The sequence below is a fragment of the Congregibacter litoralis KT71 genome (genome assembly GCF_000153125.2).
Lineage (GTDB): Bacteria > Pseudomonadota > Gammaproteobacteria > Pseudomonadales > Halieaceae > Congregibacter > Congregibacter litoralis.
This window is the reverse complement of the sequence record NZ_CM002299.1, coordinates 2,471,052-2,483,261: the sequence shown is the minus strand read 5'-3', so window position 1 is coordinate 2,483,261 and position 12,210 is coordinate 2,471,052. Positions and strand designations below refer to the sequence as shown.

The 12,210-nt window shown below is 60.5% G+C and carries 11 protein-coding genes and 2 tRNA genes; 6 read left to right on the top strand and 7 right to left on the bottom strand.

The window, feature by feature from the left end; genetic code table 11:
• Positions 1-44: 44 nt before the first annotated feature.
• The gene (gene queD / locus KT71_RS11340) at positions 45-413 is read right to left on the bottom strand and encodes a 6-carboxytetrahydropterin synthase QueD (protein ID WP_008295261.1); all 369 of its coding nucleotides are present in this window, start codon (positions 411-413) and stop codon (positions 45-47) included.
• Positions 414-571: 158 nt separating this feature from the next.
• Here queD and KT71_RS11335 point away from each other — a divergent pair, with 158 nt between their 5' ends.
• The 4 genes from KT71_RS11335 (at position 572) to KT71_RS11320 (ending at position 2,555) form a co-directional block, all read left to right on the top strand.
• On the top strand, positions 572-904 hold the full coding sequence (locus KT71_RS11335) for a hypothetical protein (RefSeq protein ID WP_008295262.1): 333 nt from the start codon (positions 572-574) through the stop codon (positions 902-904).
• Positions 905-953: 49 nt separating this feature from the next.
• A tRNA-Val gene (locus tag KT71_RS11330) sits at positions 954-1,029 on the top strand.
• Between the two features lie 72 nt (positions 1,030-1,101).
• Positions 1,102-1,178 (top strand) — tRNA-Asp (locus KT71_RS11325).
• A 138-nt stretch (positions 1,179-1,316) separates the two neighbouring features.
• Positions 1,317-2,555 carry a tyrosine-type recombinase/integrase gene (locus KT71_RS11320; protein WP_008295263.1) on the top strand — a complete coding sequence of 413 codons (1,239 nt, stop codon included), beginning with the start codon at positions 1,317-1,319 and terminating at the stop codon, positions 2,553-2,555.
• Between the two features lie 391 nt (positions 2,556-2,946).
• Here the strand turns inward: KT71_RS11320 and KT71_RS11315 are convergent, their stop codons facing one another.
• The 5 genes from KT71_RS11315 to KT71_RS11295 all read right to left on the bottom strand — a co-directional run bounded on the left by KT71_RS11315 (position 2,947) and on the right by KT71_RS11295 (position 9,064).
• Entirely contained in the window at positions 2,947-6,000 is a 3,054-nt protein-coding gene (locus tag KT71_RS11315; protein ID WP_008295264.1) for an efflux RND transporter permease subunit, read from the bottom strand.
• Entirely contained in the window at positions 5,997-7,019 is a 1,023-nt protein-coding gene (locus KT71_RS11310) for an efflux RND transporter periplasmic adaptor subunit (protein ID WP_008295265.1), read from the bottom strand. Before KT71_RS11310 ends, KT71_RS11315 begins: the two co-directional genes overlap by 4 nt.
• Before the next feature lie 212 nt (positions 7,020-7,231).
• Positions 7,232-8,119 (bottom strand): alpha/beta fold hydrolase, encoded by an 888-nt coding sequence (locus KT71_RS11305; RefSeq protein WP_008295266.1) that lies wholly within the window; start codon positions 8,117-8,119, stop codon positions 7,232-7,234.
• A 28-nt stretch (positions 8,120-8,147) separates the two neighbouring features.
• Positions 8,148-8,618 (bottom strand): PaaI family thioesterase, encoded by a 471-nt coding sequence (locus tag KT71_RS11300; RefSeq protein ID WP_008295267.1) that lies wholly within the window; start codon positions 8,616-8,618, stop codon positions 8,148-8,150.
• The gene (locus KT71_RS11295; RefSeq protein WP_008295268.1) at positions 8,615-9,064 is read right to left on the bottom strand and encodes a PaaI family thioesterase; all 450 of its coding nucleotides are present in this window, start codon (positions 9,062-9,064) and stop codon (positions 8,615-8,617) included. The genes KT71_RS11300 and KT71_RS11295 overlap by 4 nt, the downstream gene beginning before the upstream one ends.
• A 184-nt stretch (positions 9,065-9,248) precedes the next feature.
• Between KT71_RS11295 and KT71_RS11290 the strand changes: the two genes are divergently transcribed.
• Positions 9,249-9,461, top strand: coding sequence for a hypothetical protein (locus tag KT71_RS11290; protein WP_008295269.1), 213 nt, complete (start codon positions 9,249-9,251; stop codon positions 9,459-9,461).
• Positions 9,416-10,252 (top strand): restriction endonuclease, encoded by an 837-nt coding sequence (locus KT71_RS11285; RefSeq protein ID WP_008295270.1) that lies wholly within the window; start codon positions 9,416-9,418, stop codon positions 10,250-10,252. The genes KT71_RS11290 and KT71_RS11285 overlap by 46 nt, the downstream gene beginning before the upstream one ends.
• A 673-nt stretch (positions 10,253-10,925) precedes the next feature.
• Here KT71_RS11285 and KT71_RS11280 read toward each other — a convergent pair.
• Positions 10,926-12,116 carry an ISL3 family transposase gene (locus KT71_RS11280; protein WP_023659639.1) on the bottom strand — a complete coding sequence of 397 codons (1,191 nt, stop codon included), beginning with the start codon at positions 12,114-12,116 and terminating at the stop codon, positions 10,926-10,928.
• Positions 12,117-12,210 lie beyond the last annotated feature (94 nt).

The window sequence follows — 12,210 nt, the reverse complement described above, 5'->3', positions numbered from 1 at the left end:
GCGGTAACACGCAAGGCTTATGTAACGTTACGGTCACCCCGCTGTCACACAGCGCTGCGGTTTCCTCGGTAGATACAGCCTGAGGTGCAGGTTTCGCGAATCTCAATCGCCGATAGCTCTGGTAAGGCGGGGAGCACGCGATCCCATATCCAGCGACAAAGGTTTTCGCTTGTGGGATTTTCCAGTCCCTCAATGTCATTCAGATAATAGTGGTCGAGTTGTTCGATGACCGGCTTGCAGGCTGCTTTGATGTCACCGAAGTCCATGATCCATCCGCTTGTCGCGCCGGGCTCACCCTCTACATAGACGCGCAGCTGAAAGGAATGCCCGTGCAGGCGCTCACACTTGTGGCCCGGCGGCACCTGCGGCAGCCGATGTGCTGCCTCGAAGTGGAAGTCCTTAAAGATCTCCATTACTGCTCTCCCAAATAAAGCGCTCTATTTTCGATGTATGCGTGTTCAATAGAAAGACTTTGAAGCGGCAATTTTTCCAAGGACCAGTTCTTGCGACGGATTACGGAAGATCCGGCGTAGAGGTAAGTGCGGTTTGGTGCGTATAAGGAAGATAGACAATGAAAAAACTTCTAGTGCTCGTAGTCAGTGTACTGACTTCTGGTGCAGTCCTCGCAGGGCCAGCTGATCGACTCGGACGTCTCGATAAACGTTTGGGGGCTGCAGAAAACAGTGGTGCCTGGGAGCAGGGAAGCAAAGGAGATCGATTTGAGGACCGTATAGATCGGCTTGAAGATCGTGCAGATCGCCGCGAGGATAGACGGGATCGTGCTGTCACCGTGGGTCCTCGTGACCTTGCGGAGGACCGTATGGATCGAAGGGAAAACCGGAGGGACGTAGCGGAAAATCGCCGGGATCGAGGTGCCGATCGGGATTTTACTCAGCCCTGGTAAAATCCGTTGACAGGCAAAGGCAAGGCTCTATAATGCGCCCCTCCAACGCGGGTGATTAGCTCAGCTGGGAGAGCATCTGCCTTACAAGCAGAGGGTCGGCGGTTCGATCCCGTCATCACCCACCACGTTGCCTCTGGCCTTTACCGGCTGCATTTCCTGACCGAAATGAGGATCGTGGATTGCGCGTTGTCTACCCTGGAGCGGTAGTTCAGTTGGTTAGAATACCGGCCTGTCACGCCGGGGGTCGCGGGTTCGAGTCCCGTCCGCTCCGCCACCTTTTTGTATTGTAGTGAAACATTGCGCAACACGCTGAAATAGCGCAATTACCTGCTAGTAAAGCCTCAAAACACGCGACATCTCACCTCGACTGTTTCATCCCGTTGCGCTACGCTTCGTTTGGAGTGGGGGGTAAATGGGGGGTAAGAGCGTGGCGCTGACACCGGCAGACTGTGACCGCATCACCCGTCGCGGGCGACATCTGGATGCTGAAGGACTGTACCTCCTGGTTGCCAGAGGCGGCAGCAAAAACTGGATCTATCGCTACCAACATGAAGGGCGTCGGCGAGAGCTTGGGTTAGGCGGCTATCCGGCGGTGAGTTTGGCCAAGGCGCGGATGCGCCGAGACGCAGCGCGGGATCAGCGCCAGCAAGGCCACGACCCGCTTGAGGTCCGCGATCGTCAGAGGGCCCAGCTACGCGCGCAGATGGCTGCTGAAACGGCAGAGCGAGAGCGTGCCGCCATGACCTTCCTGCGCGTCGCCGATGAGTTTATCGACAACAACGCGGCGGGTTGGACGAACCGGAAGCACGGGCAGCAGTGGCGCAATACGCTGAAGACGTATGCCTTTCCGATATTGGGTGTCGTGCCCGTAGGTGAAGTCACCACGGATCAGGTGCTGCAGGTGCTCACCCCCATCTGGACCGAGAAGACCGAAACCGCGAAACGGTTGCAGGGCCGCATCGAACGCGTTCTGGACTACGCGACGACAAAGGGCCATCGTGAGGGTGATAATCCTGCTCGCTGGCGGGGGCACCTCGACAACGTGCTGCCCAGGCCCGGCAAGGTTCACCGCGTGGAGCACCAGCGGGCGCTGCCATATCTAGAGGCCCCCGAGCTCGCGGCGAAACTCACGGATGTCGATACCGCCGCGGGTCGCGCTCTTCTGCTGACACTACTGTGTGCGACCCGGACCAGTGAAACCCTGGAAGCGACCTGGTCGGAAATCGACCTTGATCGGAAGGAATGGCGTATTCCCGCTGTGCGCATGAAAGCGGGCAAGGAGCACCGCATACCGCTCTGTGATGCAGCCGTTGCCGTGCTGAAGACCCAGTCAGTTCATCAGGGCGAGAGGGGAGACTGGGTCTTCCCCGGACAAAAGCGCGGTAAATGCCTGAGCAATATGGCCATGACGAATGTGCTGAAGCGTACGGACTGGCTGGAACGAACGAGTGTCCACGGCCTTCGAAGCACCTTTCGTGACTGGGTGGGTGAGAAGACACGCTACCCCGAACGCATGGCCGAGGTGGCGCTAGCGCATCAACTTACCGACAAAGTTCAGGCGGCCTATTTTCGCGCCGACCTTATGGAGCAGCGGCGAGAGATGATGAATGAGTGGGCCGCATTCCTCGGATGTGATTCAGTTGTTGCCTAGTGTCACGCCGTCAACCGACATGCTCGGCCTCTTTGGTTCTTTCGATGGTGACCGAGACGTGAGCTGCATGGCGCCGGCTACCGGATCGCGGTTGGGGCGGTAGCGATATGTCATCAGACATGGAGTCTCGGATCGAACAAGTGCCGGGCGTGTTGGTAGCAATGCGTCAGCGCGCGACCTAAGCGGCGTCATGTGAATACCTCAACTTAACTATTCGTGAGGTTCGCCCAGATCGGCTTGTCTCCCGCCGTTTTTGGACAAAGTTGCCCGATGACTTCCTCACCTGTCTAAAAGCCATTGCGTCGTCAAAAGCTGATCCGGATCTCACTGCATGATCTACAGCCCAGCCGAACATTGGCAGCCAAAAATGCGGAATACCTCAGGCGGCCCGTCACCGAGCCAGCGGCGGCAGGCGATACCAGAGCGCATAGAGCGCCGGCACGAACAGGAGGGTGATCGCCGTGCCCACGGCCAGACCGCCGATGAGCACATAGGCCATTGGACCCCAGAAGCCGTCGAGAGTCAGGGGGACGAAGGCGAAGACTGCTGCCAGTGCCGTCAGGATGACTGGCCGCGCCCGGCGCACCGTGGCCTCGATGACCGCCTCGGCGCCGTCCATGCCGTCGGCGCGGTTGTCTTCCACCTGCTGCGCCAGGATCAGCGTGTTGCGCATGAGGATCCCGGCGAGGCCGATGAGCCCGAGAAGCGCCACGAAGCCGAAGGGCTGGTTGAACAGGAGCAGTGCCGCGACGGCCCCGATCAGCCCCAGGGGCGCCGTTGCCACCACCATGAAGGTGCCGCGGAAGCTGCGCATCTGCAGCATCACGAAGATCAGCATGAGAGCGACCATCACCGGCTGGAGGGCCGATAGGGAGGCGTTCGCCTTGCCTGATTTCTCCACCGAGCCGCCGATATCTATCCGGTAGCCGGGAGGCAGCTCTTCGCGAAGTCCCGCGGCGGCCTCCCATACCTCGTCGGTGACGCTGTTCGGCTGCCCGCTGCGGATGTTCGCAACGACGGGCAGGAAGCGCTCGCGGTTATAACGCATGATCACTGGCTCCTCGTATTCCACTGCCAGCCGGCCGATCTGCGCAAGCGACACCTTGCCACCGTCTGCCGCACGTAACTCGTGCCGCGATGCGTCACCCGGTTCGAGCCCGCCGCGGTCTCGGCCGCGTAGCCAGATAGGGACCGTGCGGATTCCCTGGCGCAGCTCGCCGACAGCTTCACCGTGGAGGTTGACCTGAAGGGAGCGGGCCACTGAGGCCGGCGTAAGGCCGTAGCGGGCCAGTGCGTGCTCGTCGTAGATCAGCCGCTGTATCGGGATGCGTTCGTCCCACTCGAGGTGAGGGTCTTTGATGTGCGGGTTGGCGTTCATGAGGACCACCAGTTCACGGCCGATGTTCCGCAATACGACCGGGTCGGGGCCGACGATGCGGAAGGCCAGAGGCCACACCACCGGCGGTCCGTAAAGCAGCCGCGACACACGCACCCGCGCCTGTGCGAAGGCGCCGGCGGTCACCTGCTCGCGCACCGCAGCCATGATCGCGTCGCGGGCCCGCTTGTCACGGGCCACGGCAACCACTTTGCCGAAGGCCGGGGAGGGCTGCTCCGGATTGGAGGAGATGAAGAAGCGCGGCGCGCCGGCACCGACATAGCTGACTTGATTGACTACGCCCGGTTGCGCCTCGAGCAGAGCCTCGACGGCACGCACGGTTTCCCCGGTCTCAGCGATGGAGGTGCCTTGGGGGTGCCAAAGCGACACGATGACCTCGAGGCGGTCCGAACCTGGGAAGAACTGCTTCTGGACGAAGCCGTTCATGGCGACCCCGGCGAGCACCAGCAGGAGAACTGTGCCGGCCACCACAAGCACGCGATGACTGACGCAGGCGCGAACCAGGGCGCGCAGGCGTCGGTAGCGCGGTGTGTCATAGGGATCGCCCCCGTGCCCGGTACCGCCGGGCTCGCGCAGCAGACGCACGCCCAGGTAGGGTGTGAAGGTGACCGCAACCAGCCAGGAGATTATGAGGGCGTATGCCAGTACCCAGAAGATATTGCCGGCGTATTCGCCTACGCTGGAACGGGCGAAACCAATCGGCACGAACCCCGAGACTGTAACCAGCGTGCCGAAGAGCATCGGCGCGGCTGTGATGTGCCAGGCCTGGGCCGCAGCCTCGACCCGGGGCATTCCTGCCTCCATTTTCACCAGCATAATCTCGATCGCGATGATGGCGTCGTCCACTAGCAGCCCGAGGGCGATGATCAGGGCGCCGAGTGTGATACGGTCGAGGTTGATCCCCGACAGTTTCATGGCCAGGAAGGTGATTCCGAGGGTCAGCGGGATGCTGATGCCGACAACGATGCCGGCACGCAGACCGAGAGCGGCGAAGCTGACCAGCATCACGACGAGCACTGCCACCAGAAATTTGATCTGGAACAGGTTCACAGCGTCGGCGATGGCTTCCGCCTGATTGGTGTGGCGCAGGAGAGACATGCCAAGAGGCAGCCGTTCGCGTTCCTCGGCGAGGAAGGTGTCCAGCCGCTCGCCGAGGTCGAGGCCGTTGGCGCCCTGCGTCATGACCACGCCGAGCAGCAGAGCGTCTTCGCCCTGGGCGCGCACCACGTAGCCGGGCGGGTCCTCGTAGCCGGCGTAGACCTCGGCCAGCTGGTCCAGGCGCATCAGGTGGTTGCCAAGGCGTACGGGGATGGAGCGAAGGTTGTCGAGTTCCGCGTGGTTGTCGCCCACGCGCATGCGCAGCAACGGGCCGCTGGCCTGGCGCTCGCCGGCAGGCAGTAGGCGGACGTGCGTGTTTATGGCATCGATGAGTGCCTGGGAGGAGACCCCGAGGTTGTTCAGCAGAGCATTATCCACGTCAACGTAGATACGTTCCGGCCGCTCGCCCAGGATCAGCGCCTTGTGCACCCCGGGCACCAGCCGCAGCCGATCGCGGATCGCCTCGACCTCCCGGGTCAGGTCGCGCAGCGGCAGTCCCGGGGCGGTGAGGGCGAGCAGGCTGAAGAATACGTCCGAGTAATCGTCGTTGACGATCGGGCCGACCACGCCCTGCGGCAGCAGCGGCATCTCGTCAAGCATACGCTTGCGCACCTGATACTGCAGCTCGGGAATCTTCTCCGCCGGAGTGAAGTCCTCGAACTCGACGGTGATGTCGGCGCGCCCGGGGCGAGCCACCGTCTCCAGCCGGTACAGGTAGGCTACCTCCTGCAGGCGCTTTTCCAGCCGGTGCACCAGTTGCTGGTCCACCTCTTCAGCGCTGGCGCCGGGCCAGAGCACGGACACCACCAGGGAGCGGACCACAAAGGCCGGGTCTTCAGCGCGGCCCATGGACAGGAAGGCGCTAAGGCCGCCGAGGGCGGCCAGGATAATGAAAAATCGGGTGACGGAACGCTGTCTGACCGCCAGCGCAGACAGGTTGACGCCCATCATTGCCGCCGTTCCCTGACCCTCATGCCCGGGGACAGCAGATGCGTTCCCAAGGCTACGACGGCATCGCCCGCGCGGAGCTCCCCGCGTACCCGCGCCTGCTCCCGGTCCACGGCGACGACGGTTACCGGTGTCGGCTCGCTGCGGCCATCCACGACCCGCCAAAGCTGTGGCCCCTCGCCGCGTTCGTCGACGGCGGCCAAGGGCACGGTGAAGGTCGCGGCGTCGCCGGCGCCGGCGAAAGACAGGCTGGCGACGCTGCCCAGGGGCAGCTGCAGGTGTGGCGGCAAGCGGTAGCGCGTGCGCCAGCCGCGGCTTGTCGGATCAGCTACCCCGTCACGCTCGCCAAGCTCGACGGTGATGTCCTTACCGCCGTGCCACAGGGTCGCCATCGCCGGGGCCGCCGGGCTGCCGAGAAATACCTCCGCCTCCCGCGGGCCGTCCTCGGCGAAGAGCAGAGCCGGTGCCTCCTGACGCAGCACGGCGCCGACCTCGGTCTCGAGGCGCATGACGGTACCGGCGGTGGGGGCGCGTAGCTCCGTTTCCCCGAGGCCCAGGCGCGCAAGTCGCAGTTCGTTCTCGGCCACGGTGCGCCGCGCCGCGGTTGCCCTTTCCAGCAGCGCCGCCCTGTCCTGGGCCTGCCTGCTGGTCAACTCACGGGCCATGAGGTCACGCTGGCGCGCAAGCTCGGTCGCCGCATTCTCGGCCTCAGCGGTCGTCGCATCCAGCGCGGCCTCGGCGCGTGCCAGCTCAAGGCGTTCGCTGCGGTCATCGAGGCTGAACAGGAGCTGGTCTGCCGAGACAGTCTCGCCGGCGTCGACGTGCCGCGCGACGATGCGCCCTGCACGCGGGAAAGTGAGCGGTGCCTCGACCCGGGCGCGGATCACTGCCGAGAGGCGCAGCGCTTCCGGATCGTCTGGTGCCACGATTACTGTGCGTACCACCGGTGGTACCCGCGCGGGGGCCTGCTGGTCGCCTTTGGTGCAGCCGATCAGGCCCATCGTTATGGCAAAAAGCACCATAATGGATGAAAGAGAGAAACGGTCATTCCGACACGCGGAGCCATTGATGACATTGATCCAAAGTCTGCAAACCCCAACTTTGCGGGAGTGGCCAGGGTTTAGGCAGGGCGAGCGTACGTTTCCTGCCTTAATGATGAATACCAGGACGGCATAAATGACCGAATAGGCGGGTGTTGCTAACTCGACGGACGGCACCCACACCCCAGGACTACTCACTGCGATTCGCAGACTGTGATCGACATTTTTTGTCGCACGGTATCGCGAATCGCATCCGGGCGCTCCATAGGCAGGAAATGGGTTGTTCCGGCAACGACGGTTACTTCGGCGGCTGGTAGTAAGGCACTGAAACGCTCGCGCGCAGCTGGCGAGAAAGTTGACGCCTGTTCTGCGGCGAGCGCAACAACTTCACATTGCAACTGGCGAATACCGGACCAGGGTTTGTGTTCGGTATGGGCGAAGGTGGCGCTCTCCCACTCTGGCGAACAGGCCAGGCGCACATGATCCCCGTCAGATACAAAGGCGTGACGAACATAGGCTTCCAACCATGTTTCGGGCCAACTCTTGAAGCCACCGCGGCCGCGATAACTGTCCAGCGCATCGTCCCGTGAGTCGAATACCGCTCGCCGGCGCGCCGCGCCAGCGGCCAGAGGAATCCGGTGTGATTGGCGAAGCAACTTGCTCAGCCACAATTTCCGGCCCTGCCGGGGATCCATGATGACGGGCTCCGCCAGAATGAGACCCAGGACGTTGTCTGGCCGCCTGGCTGCGGCCATGACGCTGGTGGTAGCCCCAATGGAATGGCCGGCAAGCCAGACCGGCTCATCAAAGCTTTCCAGCAGGGCGGTCATGTCCCGATAGTAAGGTTCCCAGCCTCGTAATGCTGAGCTTTTCGCCGCACTGGCACTCGCCCCGTGACCCCGCATATCCCACGCCAGGACGTTGATATCGGTGGAAAGCGCGTCAAGAAGGGGTTGATACAGGCGGCCGTGGAATCCCGTGGCATGTGCCCAGTGAAGGGTGGGGCGGCCTTGCGCGTGCGGCCAGCGCCACAGTGCTATTTCCTGGCCGTCCGGGGCTTGAAATGTGTCGCGTTCGGGCATGTCGTACCCATCCTCAATGGCTGGATTGTCACGTGGCCACCGTGGCTGTGAACAGCAACTGAACACGTCCGCTGGTAACGGGTCGGTTCTTGTTCTCCTGCCAACAAGTGACCTCTATCAGGCTGGTACGCCCGCCTTGGCGAACAATACTCGCCTTGGCGAAGGTGGTTACTGCCCTCGCTGAACGAAGATAATTGATGTTGCTGTCGACAATGCGCGTGCAACGCGCATCTTCATCTGCGTTTTGCGCAGCCGCCCGCGCGGTGATCTCGATCACCGCGCCAAGAACGCCTCCATGCAGGGCTGGCAGCATAAAGTTGCCAATGAACGACTCGCGATAAGGCAAGGCAACCACCATGCCCTCATCGTGTTGCTGAGCCTGCAGTCCAAGGTGCCGGGCGTACGGAAAGCGGTCCAGAAGGGCCTGCCATGCGCAGCCTTTTCCCGGGTCTTCGCTCAAGTCGGGGCGTGATTGCACTGAATCGATCATATCGCTCATGTTTCCGGCCTTTTGCCTCCAGTTGCCTGGAACCGTGGGCCGTGGGTATTGCGCATGAAGGTGGCGCTTCCCGTTGCCACGGGCTCGCCCTCACCCTCGGAATGGATCTCGCATTCGATGAATGCGATGTCGTCCGTCAGATGGCGGCAGCTGGCAACCGCCAACAACGGCCGTTTGCCGTTGGCAGGCTGCAGGTAATCCAGACGCAAATCCAGCGTGGCGACAGGGCTCAATCTCTGTACCTCTGCGAAGACCGCCAGCCCACAGGTCGAATCTGCCAGCGAATACATGATGCTGGAACAGATTTCCTCTCCTCCGTCGTCGGCAAGCATCCACGGCTTTGGCGTCAGTCGCATACAAACACGCTTTCCCTTTACTGAGACGACCTCCATACCCAGATCCCGGCTATGGGGGACGTGTTCTATGAACTGCGACGCAGTCAACATGGCCAAACCGCCCTGCGACTTTGCGCGAGCGTAAGATTGAGCTGAACACCGGTGTTGCGCATAGGCGACTGCTAGGTTGTTGCACTTGATGTTCGCTATCCTATCGTATATTTGGTTGGTCGACCAACCAAATGAGTGTCGGTCACGTGAAAATGACGGCTATCGCTGTGATGGCGTACCATCAATGCCAGATAATCGGGTTATCGCCGAGGTGCTGAACAACGCACCGGCCATTGCGGGAGGTACTGAAAGGGTGGATCACAAGCAGGTTGTCCCCGGACGCAAGCTGGAAGACCGGGACAACGTTTTGTCCAACGCGGCGAGCTGCGGCTGGCGGGCCGCGTCGACGAAGTGCCACCGATCCTCCACTTTTCAAAGCAGAAATCCGGATGGCTGACTTTCAATGGGCTCTGCGCTTTGGCAGATGTTCGGCATGCATGGTTCGAGGACGGAGGGAAGGTGATAAAAAACCTCCGCATTCTCCTTTCAATCCTGGATACGGAGACTGTTTCTGCGAAGTGGTTGAGAGAACGCGTTACTTCTGGCGACATGCGTGAAGCGGACAAGAATTACGCCCCCGAAGTTTGGCGAAAAGTCATCAAGGGGAAGATAGAGCGGCGGCAGGTCTGGGCATCAAAAGTACGAAGCAAGCAGCAGCAAGTTCCAGTAGCAAACTCCGAGGACGAGAACATCTTGAGCGAGGTCGCGGCGCTTTCACCTGCGGAATTCGAGGCGTTTACGGTTGCGCTGATCGAAAAGCTTCCAGACATCGTGGCCGGCCTTGAGCACCGTATCACGCGAACTAGGCGCACCGGTGACCACGGCATTGATTTCTTCGGTATGTTCAAGATGCCATATCCTATCGATTATCAAATCGAGTTTTTGGGTGAGGCGAAACGCTACAAGACTCCAATCACTCCTGATCAGGTGTCGCGTCTAGTCGCACGATTAGGGCGTGGCCAATATGGTCTGTACTTCGCGACCTCTTGGTATTCCGAACAGACACAGAGAGAGATTGAATCCGATCGTTATCCAGTGCGACTTTTTTCCGGGCAAGACATCGTAAATATCCTACGGGCGGGAGACTGTGTCGCGGATGGACGCTTGAGAACCGACTGGATGCAACTCGCTCTTGCTGAGGTTGATGTGCACTTTGCAGACGGCCTCAGGCCAACGTCTTTATGGTGACTGTGGCTCTCAGTTCTGACGGCGCCTTTGCTGCGCGTTCTGCGGATCACTTTGGCTCTGAACGGCAAGAGAGACGCATTACAGATAGGCGTTCACAGAGAATTGGTGGGTATATGACTTTGGTGCGGCCGTCTTCAGCTCCTCCAGCGCTATCCTCGAATAAATACCTACGATTGTTGATACGGTGAGCTCGAGGCAGCATCCCGTCACGCACCCATCACCATAATTTCACACGGGATATGTCGAACTCTTGAGCCACCTCTGTCGCTCGCACAAGGTTGTCCCCTCGCTTCTTCGGTTTCACGGGCCAATGCGCCTCTAAACATCTAATGTGCTCTGATGAGTTCAAACTGTTGACGTGCAGGCGCTGCTCGGCTTTGGGGCTGCTCTCGAATTGGGTACCGATCGCCGCTGCAACCTGCAGCTACTATCTGATAGCACTCAAGCGAGGGTGTGGGGTAAGTGGGGGTAAGTCCCTAATTGTTATCTTGAGGTCTTATAAAATAAAGGGTCATGGATGACGTCCGCTCCGCCATTTTTTATGATTTAGCACCCCAGGCGGCTCTCCCCAATTAACGGGGGATGGACCGTTTCTCACTAAACACGATTGATGATGCCATCCCACCCGCAGTGGGTGGCTCTTCCCGCTTAAGGGGGGAACGACCGATATTCACTAAACCCTGTTGATGATGCCATCCCATCCACAATGGGTCATGACTCTCAATCGATAGTTCTCAAAGTTTCTGAACCCGTAGGCTCTGCGTGTCATCATTTCCATCTTGTTGTGGAAGCCCTCCGTGGGTCCGTTGCTCTTGCTGACGCGCCACATCATCACGATGGGTTCCAGCCAGGATGTCAGGGTTTTCGCCAACCTCCTGAGCGGGCTGTGACGTAGCTGCTCGATCAGTTCCAGCAGCTCAGGCAGCTTTTTCTGCGCCGTTTTCTTCCTGAGATTTTTGAGTAATAGCAGCTCATTAAGCCGCTGCTTGGCCTCGTAGAGCGCAGCGAGTCCCGGATAATCTGCCAGGTACCGTAGTAGGTTCGCGCGCTGCTCGGGCTTCAGGTGCCACGCATGGCGCCGCATGAGACTCAGGAGACCGCGATTCCTGCGGCCCTCGGGGTGCACGTCTTTCCAGGCGTTGAGGAAATGCTGGTTGACCAGGCGAATGACATGGAAACGATCAGCCACGATCGCTGCACCTGGAAAGTACTGACGGGCGATGTTGCGGTAGGTCTCGGACAGGTCCATGACGACGAGCTTGACGTTGTCTTTGCCCGGCAAACGGCGCAGATAGCTGTCCAGGCTGGCCTGGGAGCGTCCCAGGCGCACATCGAAGACTTTGTGGCGCCGCAGGTCGACCAATGTGGTCGCGAAGCCGCGCTTGCGGGTGAAGAAGTGCTCATCAATCCCGAGGACCTTGGGGCAGGGGCGGTTCGACATCTCCGAGACGCGTCGCTCACAGTGGCCGTGGTACCAGCGTTCAGTAGTGGCTGCGCTGATGCCATGGGTGCGTGTGAGCTTGGCCTGGGTGACCCCGCCATCGTGGGTCTCGAAGACCTCGTGGCGAAACGCCTCGGAGGCTCGATAGCGCGGCCGTACGCCTTTGAATCGATGGCGGAAATAGCGACCGCAGCGCGGGCAGTGATACTTCGGTGCTCTGAGATGCAGAGTGATGAGCTGGTTGCCTTGGCGTGTATGCTTTAGGGTCCGCTGGTAGGTGGCTTTGATCCGCACTCTCGGGTGCTGGCAGTGAAGGCAGCAGGGCCGCTTCTTGGGTTTGGCGTAGACCGAGATCGCATCATTGCGATCGACGTGTTCGACCTCCAGCTCTGGAAGCCCTAGTATTAATCCTGCGTGGGACATCGGGTGTTCTCCATTAAACCGTTTCCGCAAATTCAGTTTAATGAGCCCCGGTGTCCCCCGTTAATGATGAAGAGCCTCAGGTCCTGCATACAGC